Genomic DNA, 20,561 nt, shown 5'->3' with positions numbered 1-20,561 from the left:
GGGAGGCCGGTCAGCGCCCGGGGAGGGTGAGTTCGAACCAGACGGACTTGCCCGCGGCGGTCCGGCCGGTGCCCCATTCCCGGGCCAGCGTGCTCACCACCCGCAGCCCGCGCCCGGACTCGTCGTCGGGTCCGGCGCTCGTCAGGGTCGGCAGCCCGTGGTCGTCGTCGTCCACCTCGCACAGCAGCGTCTCCCCGCGCACCAGCCGCAGGGTGAGCGGCCGTCCGTGCGCGTGCCGTACGGCGTTGGTCACCACCTCGCTGACCATCAGCTCGGCCGGGCCGGCCAGCTGCGCGAGCCGCCAGTCGTGGAGCTGTTCGCGGACGGCGGCGCGGGCCCGGCCGACCTGGGCGGGCTCGAGGGGGAGGGACCATTCGGCGACGTCGCCGGGTGCGATGCCGTTGAGGCGGGCCATCAGGAGCGCCACGTCGTCCTTGCGGCTGCCCCGGCCCGCCTTCGAGAACGTCGCGGCGAGGGCGCGGACGATGGTGTCGCAGGCGTCGTCCATGGAAGCGGCCGGGTGGGCGGCGGACTCGCACAGGGCCGCGAGGCCCACGCCGATGTCCTCGCCGCGCATCTCGACGAGTCCGTCGGTGCACATCACGAGCCGGTCGCCGGGGGCCACGCGCACGCGCACCGCCTCGAAGGGCACCCCGCCGACGCCGACGGGGGCGCCGGCGGGCAGGGCGAGCAGTTCGCTGCGGCCGTCGTCGGCGCGCACCAGCACGGGCGGGATGTGGCCCGCGTTGGCGAGGTGCAGCTCGCCCGCGATCGGGTCGTAGACGGCGTACAGGCAGGTGGCGAGATAGGTGTCGCCGAGGCGCCGGGCGAGGTCGTCGAGGTTGCGCAGGAGTTGCGCGGGCGGCAGGTCGAGCGCCGCCATGGTCTGCACGGCGGTGCGCAACTGGCCCATCATGGCGGCGGAGTGGAGGCCGTGGCCCATCACGTCGCCGACGACGAACGCGGTGCGGGCGCCGGGGAGTTTCACGGCGTCGAACCAGTCGCCGCCGACCCGTCCCAGCAGGGTGCCGGGCAGATAGCGGGTGGCGATGTCGCAGCCCGCCATCCGCGGCGGTATCCGCGGCAGCATGCTGTCCTGGAGGGTCTCGGCGACGCTCTCCTGGTGGGTGTACATGCGCGCGTTGTCCAGCACGAGGCCCGCGCGGGCGGCGAGTTCGGCGCCGGTGACCCGGTCCATGTCGTCGAACTCGCCGCGCTCGGGGTGGCGCAGCAGGACCATGAAGCCGAGGACGACGTCGCGTGCCTTCAGCGGGACGACGAGCATCGACCGGCCCGTGATCAGGGGCCGGAGGTCGCGCTTGTCGAACTGCGAGGCGACGGCGTGGCCCAGCTGCTCGCTGATGCGCGGGACGAGGACGGGTTCGCCGCTGGTCATGCACTGGAAGAACGGGGTGTGCTCCGGAAAGGGCATGGCCTCGCCGAGGGGCACGACGTCGTCCCAGCGGCCGGGTTCGTCGGTGTGCTCCAGGGCGACCCGGTGCCACATGGTCGTGGTGTCCGGCACGCCCTCGGGGAACTCCTCGCCGGCGACGACCTGTTCGCGCAGATAGGTGCAGGCGACGTCGGTGAAGCGCGGCACGACGGCCCTGCTGACCTCGCCGACGGTGCGGGTCAGGTCGAGGGAGGTGCCGATCCTCCCGCTGACCTCGTTGAGGAACTCCAGGCGTTCGCGGACGGCGGCGTGCTCGAGGTCGTCGCCCTCGTCGCCCTCACCCTCGTCCTCGGGCGCGGGCCGGCCGGCGGCCGCGGCGCGGGCGGCCCGCTCGCGGCGGGCCCTGCGCCCGACCCGGCGGGCGACACCCCAGTCGGGGGTGACGGGAACCCGGTCGTTCTGGCTGAACTCCAGGATCGGATAGCCCAGTTCGAGGACCTGGGCGACGATGCGGGCGCTCTCGCCGACGCTCATGCTGGGCAGGATCTCGGGGAGCCGGCGGGCGAGGTCCTCGGCGCCGGGGAAGTCGGTGTGCAGGGCGAAGCCGGGCGCGATGCGCTCGACGTGCGGGCCGTCGTCCCGGTCGGGCCGGTGCAGGGCCTCGGCGTCGGCGGCCAGCACCAGCAGCCGCTCGTTGCCCGGTCCGACGAGGGGGTAGGCCCACCACAGCACGTCGACGCGGCGTCTTTCCCCTCCCGCGGGCCGGGGCGCCGTACCGGCCCGCTCGGGCACGGTCAGCCGGGCCCGCCCGGCGGCCGGGTAACCCAGCCCGCGGTCGAGGGAGTTCCCCAGCCCGGGCCCGAGGCCGTCGTGGGGCGCATGGCCGTCGTACGACGGGTCGTCGTCGTACGGCGCACGGCCGTCGTACGAGCCGTATGACAGGTGGTCGTCGTACGGCGGGTGGTCGTCGATGTCGGGGAGGGCGCCCGAGACGGGCAGCAGGTCGATGGCGGGCTCGCCGATCGCCTCTTCCCTCGGGACGCCGAACAGCCGGCGGGCGCCGCTGCTCCAGTGCGAGACGAGGCCGGCCCGGTCGACGACGACCACGGCGAGCGGGACCCGTCCGCTGTCCGCGTGCTCGGGTGGCGCACCGCTCGCCGCTCCGCGGCTGGGAGGTGTGTGCCTCTCGGTGCCACGGTCCATGGCCCAGAACCTCTCTCCCCAGAGCTGCACATGATCTCCCCCGCCGTCCCCACCGTACGGCGCCCGCCGCTCGGGATGTGCGGCAATTCTGGAATTGGTTTCACCGGGGAAGTGCTGGGTAACGGGCTTCCCCGGCGTTTCCTCAGTCCTCGTGGCCCAGTTGCAGATCACGCTCCGTGCGGCCGCCTCCGGCCATGTGCAGCACGGTGGCGACCGGCGGGTAACCCGCGGCGATGACGGTGTACTCGCCGGAGGACAGGTCGACGAAGCGGAAGGTGCCGTCCGGGCCCGTGGTGAGGGTGTCCACCACGTTGCCCGCGGCGTCCAGGAGCGTCACGCGCGCGTCCTCCACGGGCCTCCCGCCGCCGGCCCGGACCGTGCCGCGCAGCACGGCGCCGCCGGCGAGTTCGACGTCCTGGCGGGTCTCCCGCGAGGCCTGCACGGTGACCGGCAGCGCGGCGGGACGGAAGGCGGGGGCGCTGGCGGCGAGGGTGTACTCGCCGGCCACCAGCTCGGTGATGACGTACCCGCCCTCGCGCCCGCTGCGGGTACTGGCGACGACCTCGCCGTGGACGTTGGTGAGGGTGACGGCGGCGTCCCGCACGGGCGTGCCGTCGGCGGTGACGACGGCCCCGGCGAGGCGGCCGGCGCCGCCGAGGACGACGTCCAGCTCGACGGGGCGCTCGCCGACGGTCACGGAGACCGCCTGCGGCTGGTGCCCGCCGGCGGCGGCGATCAGGACGTACGACCCCGAGCCGGGCGTGGCCAGCGCGTACCGTCCGTCCTCGCCGCTGGCGCCGCGGCCGATCTGCTGCCCGGCCACGTCGATGAGGGTGAGCGCGGCGCGCGGCACGGCGGTTCCGTCGGGGTGCTGCACCGTGCCGCAGACGGGGACACCCGCGGTGTACGCGGTACGGGCCTGCGGGACGGTGGGGGTCACGGGCGCGGGCTCCGTTTCGGTGGCGTGGTGGGACACCAGCGGTTTCTCCTTGAGGAAGAAGGCGAGGACGAGGCCGAGGACGAGCACCGGTACCAGGTACAGGAAGATCCTCGGCATGGCGTCGGCGTACGCGCCGACGTAGGCGTCGCGCAGCGCCGGGGGCAGGGTGTGGACGAGTTGCGGGGTGACCGACTCGGGGTCGGGCAGGCCGGCGCCGGCGTCCGCGCCGCCGGGGAGGCGCTCGCGCAGGGAGTCGGTGAGCCGGTTCGCGAGGAGGGTGCCGAAGACGGCGGCGCCGACGCTGCCGCCGATCTGGCGGAAGTAGTTGTGGGCGCTGGTCGCGGTGCCGAGGTCGGCGGGGCGCACGGAGTTCTGCACGGCGAGGACGAGGACGGGCATCACCAGCCCGATGCCGGCGCCGAGGACCGCCATCCAGAGGCTGTAGTGCGGCCGGGGCGTGCCGGCCTCGAGCCGGGACAGCAGCCACATGCCGAGCACGGCGAGGGCGCCGCCGAGGACGGGGTACGTCCGGTAGCGGCCGGTGCGGGCGATGAGGTGTCCGGAGACGACCGAGGTGACGACGATGCCGCCCATCATGGGCAGCATGAGCAGCCCGGACTCGGTGGCGGAGGCGCCGTCGACCATCTGGAGGAAGGTCGGCAGGTAGCCGGCGGCGCCGAAGAGGGCGACGCCGGTCACCAGCCCCACGAGGCTGGTCAGGGTGAAGACGGAGTCGCGGAACAGCCGCAGCGGGATGAGGGGTTCGGCGGCGAAGCGCTCGACGACCACGAAGAGGACGGTGGCCAGGACGGCGCCCGCGCCGAGGGCCAGCACGGTGCGCGAGTCCCAGGCGTGCTCGGTGCCGCCCCAACTGGTCAGCAGGACCAGGCAGGTGGAGACGGCGGCGAGCAGCAGGGTGCCGAGCACGTCGAAGCGGGGCCTGGTGCGCGGCTTGGGCAGTTCGAGGACGACGGCGACGACGGCGAGGGTGAGCAGGCCGAAGGGGACGTTGATGTAGAAGCACCAGCGCCAGGACAGGTGGTCGGTGAAGTAGCCCCCGAGCAGCGGTCCCGCGACGGAGGCGAGGCCGAAGGCGGCGCCGATGAGGCCCATGAAGCGGGCGCGCCGCCGGGGCGGCACGATGTCCGCGATGATCGCCTGCACGCCGATCATGAGCCCGCCGGCGCCGACGCCCTGCACGGCGCGGAAGGCGATCAGCTGGTCCATGGTCCGCGCCCGTCCGGCCAGCGCGGAGCCGAGGACGAAGACGACGATCGCGAACTGGAAGACGCCCTTGCGGCCGAGGAGGTCGCCGAGCTTGCCGTAGACCGGCAGTCCGACGGTGGCGGTGAGCAGGTAGGCGGTGATCGCCCAGGACATCCTGTCCAGGCCGTGCAATTCACCGACGATCCTCGGCAGGGCGGTGGCGACGATCATCTGCTCCAGCGCCGCGAGGAGCAGCGCGAGCATGAGCGCGAAGAAGACCAGCCGCACCCGGCGGGGGCTCGGCCCGGCATGCCGGGCGGTCTCGGGCGCGGCGGGCGGTGGAGGTGCCGTCGCCGGTGCGCTCCGCGCTCCGTCGTGCAGGTCCTCCTGCACCAGAGTGGTCCCACCCACCTGCCGCTCCCCTCGTCGCGCCTGCCGCCCACGTCCCGCGTGAAGCGACAACTCCGGGCAAGCGCGACGAGTTACGGCACCGACCCGGTCCGAAGGGAGAACCACCCGAACCGGTGAGGGGGAGCAACGGTCAGGAGCCGTCGGGCCCTTGACCCGCGGCGTGCTACTTCTCGACCTCGGTGGCGAGGTTGCCGAGGATCGCGTCGTAGATCCGGCCGAGGCCCTTGGGGGCGAAGGTCCTCTCGAAGAAGCCGCCGATGCCGCCCGCGCCGGTCCAGGTGGTGGTCACGACGACGCGGGACCTGCCCTCCCCGGCCGGGGTGACCCGCCAGACGGTGACCATGGAGGAGTTGCGGTCCTTCTCGACCAGCTCGCCGTCGGTGGGTTCGGTGACCTCCAGGAGGCAGTCGCGGACGCGCTTGCTGGTGGCCTGGAGCTTCCAGTGGACGAGGGTGCCCTCTCCGTCGCCGCCCTCGCGCACCTCGTACTCGCTGAACTGCTCCGGCAGCAGCTTCGCGCGCGTGCCGGTGTAGTCGGCGATCGTGTCGAACACCGTGTCAGGGGCCGCCGCGACGACCCGCTCGGTGGTGGCCTCGACCTGCGCCATGGGGTTCCTCCAGGTCCTTGTTGCTCGGTGGTTCCTCGGATCGGGGCAAGCCAACCACCCCGGTCCCCGGCCGCCCAAATCGGGGGTGCGGAAGCGGTCGCGGGCCGGTCGGAAAGCACCTTCGCACGATCATGCGAACAAATGTTCTATTGTGAGTCCAGTGCTACCGAGGAGGCGCCATGCGCTGGGAGAACCCCGCCGCGGAGTCCGCCGCGACACCCGCCGTGCGATCCGCCGCGGCGCCCCGCCACGACCGGTCGCCGGACGCCGCGCTGTTCGGCGCGGACGCGGTCACCACCAGGACGTTCGACGTGCCGGAGTTCGCCGGGATCACGTTCCACGAGATCCGGGCCCGCACGATCCTCGACCGGGTGCCGGGCGCCTCCCGGATGCCGTTCGAGTGGACGGTGAACCCCTACCGGGGCTGCGCGCACGCGTGCGTGTACTGCTTCGCCCGCCGGACGCACGGCCACCTCGGCCTGGACACCGGCGTCGGCTTCGACAGCCGGATCGTCGTGAAGGTGAACGCGCCGGAACTGCTGCGCCGTCAGCTGGCCTCGCCGCGCTGGCACGGCGAGCACGTCGCGATGGGCACCGACGCGGACTGCTACCAGGGCGCCGAGGACCGCTACCGGCTGATGCCGGGCCTCCTCACCGCCCTGCGCGACCGGGCGAACCCCTTCTCGATCCTGACCAAGGGCACCCTGATCCTGCGCGACCTCGACCTGCTGAAGCAGTCCGCCGAGGTGACCGACGTCGGCGTCTCCGTGTCGGTCGGCTTCACCGACACGGAGCTGTGGCGCACCGTCGAGCCGGGCGCCCCGGCCCCGCAGCGGCGCCTGGACGTGGTCCGCGCGCTGACCGCGCACGGCATCGGCTGCGGGGTGCTGATGGCGCCGGTGATCCCCTTCCTCGGCGACCGGCCGGACCAGTTGCGCGCCACCGTCCGGGCGGTCGCGGCGGCCGGGGCCACCTCCGTCACCCCGCTGGTGCTGCACCTGCGGCCCGGCGCCCGCGAGTGGTTCACGGCCTGGCTCGGACGGCACCACCCGCATCTGGTGCGCCGCTTCGAGCGGCTGTACGCGGACGGCGCCTACGCGCCGAAGTGGTACCAGCGCCGGATCACCCGTCAGGTCCACGACCTGGCCGGGGAGTACGGGATCGGCCCCGGGCGCGTGGGGATGCCCCGCCGGCTCCCGCCGCCCGGGCCGGTGACCGAGCCCGCCGCGACCGGACCGGGCCGGCTCGGCCTGCTCTGAGCGCGTTCGTGGGCAACCGGCGGCCCGATCGGGTCAAGTATCGGCAGAACAGGTTCTTCCGGGCGCCGGCCCCGGGACGATGCGCCGAGGACCGTGATCCACGCGGTCCGTCGACCTCCGTCCTGGGAGGACCCCATGAGGAAACGCGCAGCAGCGCTGTGCGGTGCCGCCGCCGTCGTGGCCGGGGCGCTGGCCGCCGTGCCCGCCGACGCGAGCCCGTCGCCCGCCGCGAAGGCCGCGCCGGCCGCCGGACCCGCCTGGAAGAAGTGCGGCACCACCGACCACCCGACGCTCCAGTGCGCTTCCCTGGAGGTGCCGCTCGACCACGCCGACCCGGGCGGGGAGCGGATCACGCTCGCGCTGTCCCGGGTGCCGCACACCGCCGGGACGTACCAGGGGCCGCTGCTCGTCAACCCGGGCGGGCCCGGCGGCAGCGGACTGAAACTCGCCGGGTTCGTCGCGTCGTCGCTGCCGAAGGAGGTGGCCGCGCAGTACGACGTCATCGGCTTCGACCCGCGCGGGGTGGGCCGGAGCACGCCGGCCCTGAACTGCCGGCCGGGCCACTTCGCCCCGGTGCGCCCGGACTCCGTCCCCTCCACCGGCGAGGTCGAGCGCGCCAACCTCGCGCGGGTGAGGGCCTTCGCCGAGGACTGCGGGAAGAAGTACGCGCGCGTGCTGCCGCACATCGACACCCTGAGCACGGTCCGGGACATGGACGCGATCCGCCGGGCCGTCGGCGCGCCGCGGCTGAACTACTTCGGTTACTCCTACGGCACCTACCTGGGCGCGGTCTACGCCAAGCTGTACCCGGAGCGGGTGCGGCGCCTGGTCCTCGACTCGGTCGTCGACCCCACCGGCGTCTGGTACGACGACAACCTCACCCAGGACCTGGCCTTCGACGACCGTCACCGCGCCCTCATGGCGTGGATCGCGCGGCACGACGCCGCCTACCGGCTCGGCACGGACCCGGCCCGCGTCGAGGCGAAGTGGTACGCCATGCGGGCCGCCCTGGCGGAGAAACCGGCGGGCGGCAAGGTGGGGGCCGCCGAACTGGAGGACACCTTCATGCCGGGCGGTTACTACAACGGCTACTGGCCGTACCTGGCCGACGCGTTCGCCGCGTACGTCAACGACCGCGACGCCGGTCCGCTGGTCGAGACGTACGAGGACTTCGGCGCGGTCGACGCCGCCGGGGGCAACGGCTACAGCGTCTATACGGCGGTGCAGTGCCGCGACGCCCGCTGGCCGCGCGACTGGGACGCGTGGCGCTCCGACAACTGGTCGGCCCACCGGAAGGCGCCGTTCATGACCTGGAGCAACGCCTGGTACAACGCGCCGTGCGCGTTCTGGCCGGTCCGCCCGCGGAACCCGGTGAACGTCGCGAACGGCCGGCTGTCACCGGCGCTGCTGTTCCAGGCGACGGACGACGCGGCCACCCCGTACGAGGGTGGCGCGACGATGCACGCCCTGCTCGGCGGGTCCAGCCTCGTCGTCGAGGAGGGCGGCGGCAACCACGGCATCACCCTGAGCGGGAACACCTGCCTGGACGCCCACCTGGCGGCCTACCTGACCGACGGCACGGTGCCGCGCGGGACCGGCCGGGCCGACGCGGTGTGCGAGGCGCTGCCGGACCCGGAGCCGCTGAGCGCGAAGGTCGGCTCCGGCACGGCACAGGGCACGACGCTGCACGGGCTGCTCGGCTTCCGCGGCTGACGCCCCGCCGGCCGCGCCCCCGCCGGCCGCGCCCCGTCGGGGGGGCGACCTCGTCGGGGCGTTGTCACACCCGTGGTCCACCATGGAGGCATGAGTGGACTGACCAGGATCCCCGCCCCCGACGGGGTCGCCGCCGCCGCGCAGTACACGCACGTCGTGCTGGGCACGGGCCGTCTCGTGGCCGTCTCGGGCCAGTTGCCCCTGGACGAGCGGGGCCGGACGGTCGGCGAGGGCGATCCGCGGGCCCAGGCCCGTCAGGTCTTCGAGAACCTGCGGCGCTGCCTGGCCGCCGCCGGGGCGACCTTCGACGACGTCGTCAAACTCACCTACTTCGTCACCGACATGGCGCACATGCCGGCCGTCCGCGAGGCCCGCGCCGCGCACATACCCGACGACCGGCTGCCGGCCGCCTCGGCCGTGCAGGTGGCCGCGCTGGTCCGGCCGGAGTTCCTGATGGAGATCGAGGCGTTCGCGGTGACCGGCGCATGACGGCTCTCCGGGTGCGCGAGATGGCCCTCGGCGACTGCGACCGGGTCTCGGAGATCCGCGTCCGCGGCTGGCAGAGCGCCTACCGGGGCCTGGTGCCGCAGTCCCACCTCGACGCCCTCAGCGTGACCGAGGACGCCGAGCGGCGCCGCGGCTGGTTCGCGCGCGGCGACGGCGGCGTGGTGAATCTGGTCGCGGAGCGGGCCGGCGAGGTGGTGGGCTGGGCCGCGCACGGCGCCTACCGGGAGGGCGAAGTGCGCACCGAGGACGCCGAGTTGTACGCGATCTACGTCGATCCCGCCCATGTCGGCGGAGGCATCGGAGGGGCGCTCCTGGCCGAGTCGGTACGGCGGAGCACGGCCGCCGGCCACCGCCGCATGCACCTGTGGGTGCTCAAGGAGAACACCCCGGCCCGCCGCTTCTACGAGCACGCGGACTTCCGGGCGGACGGCACGGAGGAACCCTTCGAGGTCGCCGGCGAGCGGATACCGGAGGTCCGCTACACCCGGTTCCTGACGGTCTGACATCCCGGCCGTGGCACCCCGGCCCTTGGCGCCCCGCAGCCCTGGCGTCCCGGCGGCCCTGGCGCCCACGGCCGGATCGCCCGGCGGTCGACGGACGACCGGGGGCCGGGGCCGGGGACCGACCGCCGTCCATGGCCCGGCCCGGCAGCCCGGCAACCGCCCCCGGCGACCGGCGCCCCGACCGGCCCACGCCCCAGGAGCCCGCGGTCAGCAGTCAGGAGACCGCAGCCCGGCAGTCCGCAGTCTCACCGGCCACCGCCGGCGCGACGCCCGCCCCGCGCGCGCCGCCCCGTCCCGCCGCTCACCGCTCACCGCTGCCGGGGGATGCGCGCCAGCGCGCGTACCGCCGCCTCCGCGAGGAGGGGATGGGCGAGGGCGTCGTCGAGGACGGGGCGGGCGCGGTCGTCGCCCAGGGCTCCGAGGCCCTCCACGCACGCGAGGGCGACCCGCCGGTGCGGGTCGTGCGGGCGCAGCCGCCGCCGCAGCGTGGTGATCAGCGCGGGCACCGCCTCGGGCGCGCGCAGCTCCACCAGGAGCCGGACGGGGTGCAGGGCGTAGGCGACGCGCAGTTCGTTGGTCGCGAGGGCGGCCGCCGCCCGCGCGGTGCGCGGGTCGCCCAGGCGCGCCAGGGCGTGGGCGGCGGAGGCGCAGCGGGGCGGGTCGCGGTGGTTCAGGAGGAGGACGAGGGTCTCGAAGGCGCGCCGGTCCCCGGCCAGCCCGAGGCGGAACGCGGCCAGTTCCCTCGCCCACAGGGGCTGCCCGGCGGCGGTGAGCACGTCCGCGAGCGCGTCGTGGTCCCCGGCCGCCGCCAACTCCTCGAAGGCGGCGCCCCCTCCCGACTCCCGCCGTAAGCGTTCCGTGAGCGATCGCAACTCCTCGTCCATGGGGGCGAGCCTAGAACGGTGGGACCGACGTCGGGACGCACATCACCAACACGGGGGCTGGCGCGCTCGTTACCCACCGGTTAAGCTCATACGAGCGGGTTACCCACCCGCACCCCCGTTCGCGACGGCCTGGTGACGCAGCCGCCGCGGCGGAGTCGGTTCGGTACCTCAGGTATCGCTTCGCACGACCCGGCCACGGGACAGGGCCGGTCGGTCATCACCGTTCCCCGGACGTGTGCACGTCCGCGGCGACGGTACCGGGCGTGTGCGCTCGCAGCCCGTCAACACCCGCACCGAGCACTCCTCTTCACGCACCCCCGGTGCGTCCGGACCGTCCTTCGGGGCCGCCGGGCGCACCCGGGGCCGCTTCCAGTCGTCACCCTCATTCCTGGAGTCCCGCCATGGCCACTCCCCTGTCCCCCGCCCCCCTCTCCGACCTGCGGACGATCGCCGTCGTCGGTCTCGGCACCATGGGCACCGGTATCGCCGAGGTGCTGGCCAAGGCCGGCCGCACGGTGATCGGCATCGACGTCAGCGAGGCCCAGGCCGCGCGGTCGCTCGCCGCCCTGGAGGCCGCCACCGCCCGTGCCGTGGAGCGCGGCCGCCTCACCGCTCAGGAGCGCGCCGGCGTCCTCGCCCGGGTCCGCACCGGCACCGACCTCGCGGCGGCGGCCGACGCCGACCTGGTCATCGAGGTGGCGCCGGAGTCGTACGAGATCAAGCAGCAGATCTTCCGGGAACTGGACGGGATCGTGCGCCCCGAGGCGATCCTGGCGACCGGCACCAACGCGCTGTCCGTCACCCGGCTCGCCGCCGACTCGGCGCGCCCCGAGCGGGTGCTGGGCCTGCACTTCTTCAACCCGGCACCGGCGATGAAGCTGGTCGAGGTCGTCTCCTCGGTGCTGACCGCCCCCGCCGCCGTCGCCGCGGTCACCGACCTCGCCCTCGACCTGGGCAAGGAGCCGGTGGCGGTCGGGGACCGCCCCGGTTTCGTCGCGGACGGGCTGCTGTTCGGCTACCTCAACCAGGCCGCCGCGATGTACGAGGCGAAGTACGCCTCCCGTGAGGACATCGACGCCGCGATGCGGCTCGGCTGCGGTCTGCCGATGGGCCCGCTCGCCCTGCTCGACCTGATCGGCGTCGACACCGCGCGGACGGTCCTGGAGGCCATGTACGCCGAGTCCCACGACCGGCTGCACGCCCCCGCGCCGATCCTCAAGCAGCTCGGCGAGGCGGGCCTGACCGGCCGCAAGTCGGGCCGCGGCTTCTACACCTACGACGCCCCCGGCAGCGCGACCGTCGTGCCGGACGCCCTGACGCCCGTCGCCGGCGCCTCCGGCGTCCCCGGCCGTCCGGTGCGCACCGTCGGCGTCGCCGGCTCGGGCACGATGGCCTCCGGCATCGCCGAGGTGTTCGCGAAGGCGGGTCACGACGTCGTCCTGGCCGCCCGCAGCGAGGAGAAGGCGCGGACGGCGAAGGCCCGGATCGGCAAGTCCCTCGCGCGTTCCGTGGACAAGGGCCGGCTCACCGCCGAGGCCGCCGCGCAGACGCTGGAGCGGATCACCCCGGCCGGCTCCTACGACGCCTTCGCCGACGTCGACCTGGCCGTCGAGGCGGTCGCCGAGGACCTGGACGTCAAGCGGCAGTTGTTCGCGGCGCTGGACAAGGTGTGCAAGCCGGGTGCGGTGCTGGCCACGACCACCTCCTCGCTGCCGGTCGTCGCGCTGGCCCGCGCCACCTCGCGCCCGCAGGACGTGATCGGCATGCACTTCTTCAACCCGGCGCCCGCGATGAAGCTGGTCGAGGTCGTCCGCACGGTGCTGACGGCCGAGGACGTGCACGCGACGGTCCACGAGGTCTGCGGCAGGATCAGGAAACACGCCGTGGACTGCGGCGACCGGGCGGGCTTCATCGTGAACGCCCTGCTGTTCCCGTACCTCAACAACGCGATCAAGATGGTGCAGGAGCACTACGCCTCGCTCGACGACATCGACGCGGCGATGAAGCTGGGCGGCGGCTACCCGATGGGCCCCTTCGAGCTGCTGGACGTCGTCGGGCTGGACGTCTCGCTGGCGATCGAGAAGGTCCTGCACCGCGAGTTCCGCGACCCGGGGCTGGCCCCGGCGCCGCTCCTGGAGCACCTGGTGGCCGCGGGCTGCCTCGGCCGCAAGACGGGCCGTGGCTTCCGCGAACATGCCCGCCGCTGACGGCCCCGGCGACCGGTCCGGGGCCCGCGAGGACTGGGGCGGGCTGCTCGGACCGGCGGCCCCTCCCCCGCCCGCGTGGGGCGGGGGAGGTCCCGGACACGCGCACCGAGCTGCGCACATGCAGTACGTTCAGGGCATGCCCCAGCCCGCCAGGTCCTCACGTACACCAGCCACGCCCGACGCGCCGGAGAGTGCCGCCGGCTCCCGCGCGGCGGCCCAGCGGCTCAAGATGCGCCGTGAACTGGCGGCCGCCGCGATGGAGCTGTTCGCGACCAAGGGGTACGAGGCCACCACCGTCGACGAGATCGCGGCCGCGGCCGGGGTCGCCCGCCGGACCTTCTTCCGCCACTTCCGCTCCAAGGAAGAGGCGATCTTCCCCGATCACGACGACACCCTGATCCGCGCCGAGGCGGTGCTGAACGCGGCCCCCGCGCACGAGCACCCCCTCGACACGGTGTGCCGCGGCATCAAGGAAGTGATGAGGATGTACGCGGCCCGGCCGGAGATCTCGGTCGCCCGCTACAAGCTCACCCGCGAGGTGCCCACCCTGCGCGAGGCGGAGATCGCGTCGGTGGCGCGCTACGAGCGCCTCTTCACCCGTTACCTGCTGGGGCACTTCGACGAGCACGCCCACGACGACGACGCCAACGACGACCCGCTGCTGGCCGAGGTCGCCGCCTCCGCGGTGGTCACCGCCCACAACCACGTCCTGCGGCGCTGGCTGCGGGCCGGCGGCCAGGGCGACGTGGAGGCCCAGCTCGACCACGCCTTCGGGATCGTGCGGAAGACGTTCGGCACCGGCATCGGCGCCGGGCGCGGCACCGCCGGGGCGCGTCCGGCCGCCGCGGCGGTCTCCGAGCAGGGCGAGGTCCTGGTGACGGTCGCCCGCACCGACGCCCCGCTGCACGAGGTCATGCGGACCATCGAGCAGGCGCTCAAGGAGCGTTGAACCGCCCCTCGCGAGCCCCTCGCGAGCCCTTCACGAGCCACTGACGAGCTCCTCGCGAGCCACTGACGCTGTGACGACGGCCACCCCACCGGGTGGCCGTTTTGGCACGTCAGGGCACCTTTTCCCGCGGATTTCCGAGCCCGTTCGATCGATCATCGCTCATTTGTCACGTAAAGATTTCACCTGAGAGGAAGTTCTGGCACTCAGTGCCTTGCGAGGTGACACGCGGTGTCATACGTTGAAGGAGTCCGGGCGGCCGACGTGCAGAGACCTTTCGTACGTCGGCTGTCCCCGCAAGCCCTCCCCCGGCACACCGAAGGCCGGGGGGACCCCCGGCTCGCGCGCCCGGACGCCTGCGTCACAGGCAACCTCCCGCGCCACAAAGCGCCGCCGTACCGCACCACCCGCCGAACCGACGGCACCTCCCACCCACCCTCAGCAGCACCGACGTAACCATCGGCGCCCCTCCCTCAGGGCGCTCACCGCCGGAGGCAACACCGTGACCGTGAAGGACATCCTGGACGCGATCCAGTCGCCGGACTCGACGCCGGCCGACTTCGCCGCCCTGCCCCTCCCCGAGTCGTACCGCGCGATCACCGTGCACAAGGACGAGACGGAGATGTTCGCGGGGCTCGCCACCCGCGACAAGGACCCCCGAAAGTCGATCCACCTGGACGACGTGCCGGTGCCGGAACTCGGCCCGGGCGAGGCCCTGGTGGCCGTCATGGCCTCCTCGGTCAACTACAACTCCGTGTGGACGTCGATCTTCGAGCCGGTGTCGACGTTCAGCTTCCTGGAGCGCTACGGCAGGCTCAGCGAGCTGACCAAGCGCCACGACCTGCCGTACCACATCATCGGCTCCGACCTCGCGGGCGTCGTCCTGCGCACCGGCCCCGGCGTCAACTCCTGGAAGCCCGGTGACGAGGTCGTCGCGCACTGCCTGTCGGTCGAGCTGGAGTCCAGCGACGGCCACAACGACACGATGCTCGACCCCGAGCAGCGCATCTGGGGCTTCGAGACCAACTTCGGCGGCCTCGCCGAGATCGCGCTGGTCAAGTCCAACCAGCTGATGCCCAAGCCGGACCACCTCAGCTGGGAGGAGGCCGCCGCCCCGGGCCTGGTCAACTCCACCGCCTACCGGCAGCTCGTCTCGCGCAACGGCGCCGGCATGAAGCAGGGCGACAACGTCCTGATCTGGGGCGCCAGCGGCGGGCTCGGCTCCTACGCCACGCAGTTCGCGCTGGCCGGCGGCGCCAACCCGATCTGCGTGGTGAGCAGCCCCCAGAAGGCGGACATCTGCCGGGCCATGGGCGCCGAGGCGATCATCGACCGCAACGCCGAGGACTACCGGTTCTGGAAGGACGAGCACACCCAGGACCCGAAGGAGTGGAAGCGCTTCGGCAAGCGCATCCGCGAACTGACCGGCGGCGAGGACATCGACATCGTCTTCGAGCACCCCGGCCGCGAGACCTTCGGCGCGAGCGTCTACGTCACCCGCAAGGGCGGCACCATCACCACCTGCGCCTCCACCTCGGGCTACATGCACGAGTACGACAACCGCTACCTGTGGATGTCGCTGAAGCGGATCATCGGCTCGCACTTCGCGAACTACCGCGAGGCCTGGGAGGCCAACCGCCTCGTCGCCAAGGGCAAGATCCACCCCACCCTGTCGAAGGTCTACTCCCTGGAGGAGACCGGCCAGGCCGCCTACGACGTGCACCGCAACCTCCACCAGGGCAAGGTCGGCGTGCTGTGCCTGGCCCCCGAGGAGGGCCTGGGCGTGCGCGACGCGGAGAAGCGCGCCCAGCACGTCGACGCCATCAACCGCTTCCGGAACGTCTGAGGTCACAGATGACTGAGCGTCAGAAGGACCGGCCGTGGCTGATGCGCACGTACGCCGGTCACTCCACGGCGGAGGCGTCCAACGAGCTGTACCGGCGCAACCTCGCCAAGGGCCAGACGGGCCTGTCGGTGGCGTTCGACCTGCCGACGCAGACCGGCTACGACTCCGACCACGTCCTCGCCCGCGGCGAGGTCGGCCGGGTCGGCGTGCCGGTGGCCCACCTCGGTGACATGCGCCGGCTGTTCCAGGACATCCCCCTGGAGCAGATGAACACCTCGATGACCATCAACGCCACCGCCATGTGGCTGCTGGCGCTCTACCAGGTCGTCGCCGAGGAGCAGGGTGCGGACCTCACCAGGCTCCAGGGCACGACCCAGAACGACATCGTCAAGGAGTACCTGTCCCGGGGCACCCACGTGTTCCCGCCGGGGCCGTCGCTCCGCCTGACGACCGACATGATCGCGTACACGGTCTCCCACATGCCCAAGTGGAACCCGATCAACATCTGCAGCTACCACCTGCAGGAGGCGGGCGCCACGCCGGTCCAGGAGATCGCGTACGCGATGTCGACGGCGATCGCCGTGCTGGACGCGGTCCGCGACAGCGGCCAGGTGCCGCGGGAGCGCATGGGCGACGTCGTCGGCCGCATCTCCTTCTTCGTCAACGCGGGCGTCCGCTTCGTCGAGGAGATGTGCAAGATGCGCGCCTTCGGCCGCATCTGGGACCGCGTCACGCGCGAGCGGTACGGCATCGAGGACCCCAGGCACCGCCGCTTCCGCTACGGCGTCCAGGTCAACTCCCTCGGACTGACCGAGGCGCAGCCGGAGAACAACGTCCAGCGGATCGTGCTGGAGATGCTGGCCGTGACCCTGTCCAAGGACGCACGCGCGCGTGCGGTGCAGCTGCCGGCCTGGAACGAGGCGCTGGGCCTGCCCCGCCCCTGGGACCAGCAGTGGTCGCTGCGCATGCAGCAGGTGCTGGCCTACGAGAGCGACCTGCTGGAGTACGGCGACATCTTCGAGGGCTCGAAGGTGATCGAGGCGAAGGTGGACGAGCTGGTCGAGGAGTCGCTCACGGAGATCGAGCGGATCCAGGAGATGGGCGGCGCGATGGCCGCCGTCGAGTCCGGCTACCTCAAGTCGCAGCTGGTGTCCTCGCACGCCGAGCGCCGGGCCCGCATCGAGTCCGGCCAGGAGAAGATCGTCGGCGTCAACGTCTTCGAGACGACCGAGCCGAACCCGCTGACCGCCGATCTCGACACGGCGATCCAGACGGTCGACCCGGCCGTCGAGGCCCGCGTGATCGCCTCCCTCCAGCACTGGCGCGACACCCGCTACCAGCCGCCCTTCAACCATCCGCGCCCCTGCAAGGCGCTGGAGAGGCTGAAGGAGGCCGCCAAGGGCACCGACAACCTCATGGAGGCCACCCTGGAGTGCGCCCGCGCCGGCGTCACGACCGGCGAGTGGGCCGGGGCGCTGCGCGAGGTGTTCGGCGAGTTCCGCGCCCCGACGGGCGTCTCCTCGGCACCCGTGGCGATCCCCGCCGAGGCGGGCTCGGCCCTGTCCGAGGTGCGCCGCAGGGTGGAGCTGACGGCCGAGGACCTCGGCGTCGGCAAGCTGCGCTTCCTGGTCGGCAAGCCGGGCCTGGACGGGCACTCCAACGGCGCCGAGCAGATCGCCGTCCGCGCGCGCGACGCCGGCTTCGAGGTGGTCTACCAGGGCATCCGGCTGACGCCGGAGCAGATCGTGGACGCGGCCGTCGCCGAGGACGTGCACGCGGTCGGCCTGTCGATCCTGTCCGGATCGCACGCCCAGCTGGTGCCCGACGTCCTCGAACGGCTGCGTGTGGCCGGTGCCACAGACATTCCGGTGATCGCCGGTGGCATCATCCCCGGTGGGGACGCCGAGCAGCTCAGGGCCGCCGGAGTGGCCGCGGTGTTCACCCCGAAGGACTTCGACATCACCGGGATCATCGGCCGCATCGTCGACGAGATCCGGAAAGCGAACAAGCTCGACCCCCTGGAGGTCCCCGCATGACCGCCCACCCGTCACCCGCCACCGCCCTTCCGACGGGCGGCTCCGCCGCACACACCGTCAATCGTCTGCGTCCCCGCCGCTCCTGTCTCGCGGTACCGGGCAGCAACCCGCGCTTCCTGGAGAAGGCCCAGGGCCTCCCCGCGGACCAGGTCTTCCTCGACCTGGAGGACGCGTGCGCCCCGCTCGCCAAGCCCGAGGCGCGGCACACCATCGTCAAGTTCCTCAACGAGGGCGACTGGACGGGCAAGACCAGGGTCGTGCGCGTCAACGACTGGACGACCGAGTGGACGTACCGCGACGTCGTCACCGTCGTCGAGGGCGCGGGGCCGAACCTCGACTGCATCATGCTGCCGAAGGTGCAGAACGCCCAGCAGGTCGTCGCCCTCGACCTGCTGCTGACGCAGATCGAGAAGACGATGGGCTTCGAGGTCGGCCGCATCGGCATCGAGGCGCAGATCGAGAACGCCCAGGGCCTCAACAACGTCAACGAGATCGCGCAGGCCTCCCCGCGCATCGAGACGATCATCTTCGGCCCGGCCGACTTCATGGCGTCGATCAACATGAAGTCGCTGGTCGTGGGCGAGCAGCCGCCCGGCTACCCGGCGGACGCCTACCACTACATCCTGATGAAGATCCTGATGGCCGCCCGCGCCAACGACCTCCAGGCCATCGACGGCCCCTACCTGCAGATCCGCAACGTCGACGGCTACCGCGAGGTCGCGCGGCGCGCCGCCGCGCTCGGCTTCGACGGCAAGTGGGTGCTGCACCCGGGCCAGGTCGAGGCGTCCAACGAGATCTTCTCCCCGTCCCAGGAGGACTACGACCACGCCGAGCTGATCCTGGACGCGTACGACTACTACACGTCCGAGGCGGGCGGCAGGAAGGGCTCCGCGATGCTCGGCGACGAGATGATCGACGAGGCCAGCCGCAAGATGGCGCTGGTCATCTCCGGCAAGGGGCGCGCGGCCGGCATGCGGCGCACCACGAAGTTCGAGACCCCCGTCAACTAAGGAGCGCTGAGCGCGATGCAGTTCGGACGCACCTACGAGGAGTTCGAGGTCGGGGCGGTCTACAAGCACTGGCCCGGAAAGACGGTCACGGAGTACGACGACCACCTCTTCTGCCTCCTCACCATGAACCACCACCCGCTCCACATGGACAGCAACTACGCGGAGCACACGACCGACTTCGGCAAGAACGTCGTGGTGGGGAACTACGTCTACTCGCTGCTGCTCGGCATGTCCGTGCCGGACGTCTCCGGCAAGGCGATCGCCAACCTGGAGATCGAGTCGCTGCGGCACGTGGCGCCGACCTTCCACGGCGACACGATCTACGGCGAGACGACCGTGCTCGACAAGTGGCCGTCGAAGTCGAAGAACGACCGCGGGATCGTCCACGTCGAGACCAAGGGCTACAAGCAGGACGGCACGCTGGTGTGCGTGTTCCGCCGCAAGGTCATGGTGCCCACGGAGACGTACATCAAGGAGCGCGGCGGTGAGCAGCCCGGCCGCCCGGAGCTGAACGACCCTTCGGAAAAGACGGAGAAGTAGCCATGGCGCGACTCGCCCAGACCGCCGGTCTGACCGACGTCCAGCAGGAGATCCTCGCGACCGTCCGCGACTTCGTGGACAAGGAGATCATTCCGGTCGCCACCGAGCTGGAGCACCGCGACGAGTACCCGCAGGCGATCGTCGACGGCCTGAGGGAACTGGGGCTGTTCGGCCTGATGATCCCCGAGGAGTACGGGGGCCTGGGCGAGTCGCTCCTCACCTACGCCCTGTGCGTCGAGGAGATCGCCCGCGGCTGGATGTCCGTCTCCGGCATCATCAACACGCACTTCATCGTGGCGTACATGCTCAAGCAGCACGGCACCCAGGAGCAGAAGGACCACTTCCTGCCGCGGATGGCGGCCGGCGACATCAGGGGCGCGTTCTCGATGTCGGAGCCGGGGCTCGGCTCCGACGTGTCGGCGATCACGTCGAAGGCGGTGCGGGACGGCGAGGAGTACGTCCTCAACGGCCAGAAGATGTGGCTGACGAACGGCGGCACGTCGTCGCTGGTGGCCGTTCTCGTGCGAAGTGACGAAGGACACCCCGAGGGGACCGCGCCCCACAAGTCGATGACGACCTTCCTGGTGGAGAAGGAGCCCGGCTTCGGCGAGGTCCGCCCCGGCCTCACCATCCCGGGCAAGATCGACAAGATGGGCTACAAGGGTGTCGACACCACCGAGCTCATCATGGACGGCCTGCGGATTCCCGCGGACCGGGTGCTCGGCGGGGTCACCGGCCGCGGTTTCTACCACATGATGGACGGCGTGGAGGTCGGCCGCGTCAACGTCGCCGCGCGTGGCTGCGGCGTCGCCCAGCGTGCCTTCGAGCTGGGTGTGGGCTACGCCCAGCAGCGGCACACCTTCGGCAAGGCGATCGCCCAGCACCAGGCCATCCAGTTCAAACTGGCCGAGATGGCTACCAAGGTCGAGGCCGCCCATGCCATGATGGTGAACGCGGCACGCAAAAAGGACTCCGGGGAGCGAAACGACCTCGAGGCGGGGATGGCGAAGTACCTCGCCTCCGAGTACTGCAAGGAGGTCGTGGAGGACGCCTTCCGGATCCACGGCGGCTACGGCTTCTCCAAGGAGTACGAGATCGAGCGCCTCTACCGGGAGGCCCCGATGCTGCTCATCGGCGAAGGTACGGCCGAGATCCAGAAGATGATCATCGGGCGCAGACTGCTCGAAGAGTATCGATTCCAGGGCTAGATGTCCGGTTGGGGGTGTTTTCTTCGAGAAGAAGATCACACCCCGTCAACCACCCCTCGCCGTCGACTCGGCTTCCTGGCTTACCCAGTTACGGCCCAGAACCGCTACGATCGCGGGAAAGCCGCCGTCCCCCTGTCGAAGC

15 protein-coding genes are annotated in these 20,561 nt (G+C 72.3%); 11 read left to right on the top strand and 4 right to left on the bottom strand.

Annotation, left to right across the window (positions count from 1 at the left end; genetic code table 11):
- Positions 1-10: 10 nt before the first annotated feature.
- The 3 genes from ACF09K_RS22235 to ACF09K_RS22225 form a co-directional block, all read right to left on the bottom strand.
- Positions 11-2,596 (bottom strand): SpoIIE family protein phosphatase, encoded by a 2,586-nt coding sequence (locus ACF09K_RS22235; RefSeq protein ID WP_392245956.1) that lies wholly within the window; start codon positions 2,594-2,596, stop codon positions 11-13.
- 142 nt (positions 2,597-2,738) lie between these two features.
- The gene (locus ACF09K_RS22230; protein ID WP_392245955.1) at positions 2,739-5,153 is read right to left on the bottom strand and encodes an MFS transporter; all 2,415 of its coding nucleotides are present in this window, start codon (positions 5,151-5,153) and stop codon (positions 2,739-2,741) included.
- Positions 5,154-5,316: 163 nt separating this feature from the next.
- Entirely contained in the window at positions 5,317-5,760 is a 444-nt protein-coding gene (locus ACF09K_RS22225; protein WP_392245953.1) for an SRPBCC family protein, read from the bottom strand.
- A gap of 179 nt (positions 5,761-5,939) precedes the next feature.
- Between ACF09K_RS22225 and ACF09K_RS22220 the strand changes: the two genes are divergently transcribed.
- The 4 genes from ACF09K_RS22220 (at position 5,940) to ACF09K_RS22205 (ending at position 9,742) form a co-directional block, all read left to right on the top strand.
- The gene (locus ACF09K_RS22220; RefSeq protein WP_392245951.1) at positions 5,940-7,019 is read left to right on the top strand and encodes an Rv2578c family radical SAM protein; all 1,080 of its coding nucleotides are present in this window, start codon (positions 5,940-5,942) and stop codon (positions 7,017-7,019) included.
- 135 nt (positions 7,020-7,154) lie between these two features.
- On the top strand, positions 7,155-8,732 hold the full coding sequence (locus ACF09K_RS22215) for an alpha/beta hydrolase (RefSeq protein ID WP_392245949.1): 1,578 nt from the start codon (positions 7,155-7,157) through the stop codon (positions 8,730-8,732).
- A 90-nt stretch (positions 8,733-8,822) separates the two neighbouring features.
- Positions 8,823-9,221 (top strand): RidA family protein, encoded by a 399-nt coding sequence (locus ACF09K_RS22210; RefSeq protein ID WP_392245948.1) that lies wholly within the window; start codon positions 8,823-8,825, stop codon positions 9,219-9,221.
- The gene (locus tag ACF09K_RS22205) at positions 9,218-9,742 is read left to right on the top strand and encodes a GNAT family N-acetyltransferase (protein ID WP_392245946.1); all 525 of its coding nucleotides are present in this window, start codon (positions 9,218-9,220) and stop codon (positions 9,740-9,742) included. The genes ACF09K_RS22210 and ACF09K_RS22205 overlap by 4 nt, the downstream gene beginning before the upstream one ends.
- A gap of 308 nt (positions 9,743-10,050) precedes the next feature.
- On the opposite strand, the gene ACF09K_RS22200 is transcribed toward ACF09K_RS22205, so the two are convergent.
- Positions 10,051-10,626 carry an adenylosuccinate lyase gene (locus ACF09K_RS22200; protein ID WP_392245945.1) on the bottom strand — a complete coding sequence of 192 codons (576 nt, stop codon included), beginning with the start codon at positions 10,624-10,626 and terminating at the stop codon, positions 10,051-10,053.
- Between the two features lie 401 nt (positions 10,627-11,027).
- Between ACF09K_RS22200 and ACF09K_RS22195 the strand changes: the two genes are divergently transcribed.
- The 7 genes from ACF09K_RS22195 to ACF09K_RS22165 all read left to right on the top strand — a co-directional run bounded on the left by ACF09K_RS22195 (position 11,028) and on the right by ACF09K_RS22165 (position 20,419).
- Complete coding sequence (locus tag ACF09K_RS22195) at positions 11,028-12,833, top strand: 3-hydroxyacyl-CoA dehydrogenase family protein (RefSeq protein WP_392245943.1); 1,806 nt, start codon at positions 11,028-11,030, stop codon at positions 12,831-12,833.
- Between the two features lie 136 nt (positions 12,834-12,969).
- Complete coding sequence (locus ACF09K_RS22190; protein ID WP_392245942.1) at positions 12,970-13,782, top strand: TetR family transcriptional regulator; 813 nt, start codon at positions 12,970-12,972, stop codon at positions 13,780-13,782.
- Between the two features lie 505 nt (positions 13,783-14,287).
- Positions 14,288-15,625: a crotonyl-CoA carboxylase/reductase gene (gene ccrA / locus ACF09K_RS22185; RefSeq protein ID WP_392246023.1), complete on the top strand. Its 1,338-nt coding sequence runs from the start codon at positions 14,288-14,290 to the stop codon at positions 15,623-15,625.
- Between the two features lie 8 nt (positions 15,626-15,633).
- The gene (locus ACF09K_RS22180; protein WP_392245940.1) at positions 15,634-17,661 is read left to right on the top strand and encodes a protein meaA; all 2,028 of its coding nucleotides are present in this window, start codon (positions 15,634-15,636) and stop codon (positions 17,659-17,661) included.
- Positions 17,658-18,671 (top strand): HpcH/HpaI aldolase/citrate lyase family protein, encoded by a 1,014-nt coding sequence (locus tag ACF09K_RS22175; protein ID WP_392245939.1) that lies wholly within the window; start codon positions 17,658-17,660, stop codon positions 18,669-18,671. Before ACF09K_RS22180 ends, ACF09K_RS22175 begins: the two co-directional genes overlap by 4 nt.
- Positions 18,672-18,686: 15 nt before the next feature.
- On the top strand, positions 18,687-19,211 hold the full coding sequence (locus ACF09K_RS22170) for a MaoC family dehydratase (RefSeq protein WP_392245937.1): 525 nt from the start codon (positions 18,687-18,689) through the stop codon (positions 19,209-19,211).
- Between the two features lie 2 nt (positions 19,212-19,213).
- Positions 19,214-20,419: an acyl-CoA dehydrogenase family protein gene (locus ACF09K_RS22165; RefSeq protein WP_392245934.1), complete on the top strand. Its 1,206-nt coding sequence runs from the start codon at positions 19,214-19,216 to the stop codon at positions 20,417-20,419.
- Positions 20,420-20,561: the final 142 nt, after the last annotated feature.

The organism is Streptomyces sp. NPDC014882, from assembly GCF_043081325.1.
GTDB lineage: Bacteria > Actinomycetota > Actinomycetes > Streptomycetales > Streptomycetaceae > Streptomyces.
Note: the sequence above shows the minus strand (reverse complement) of the source record. Positions and strands in the feature narration are given on the sequence as shown.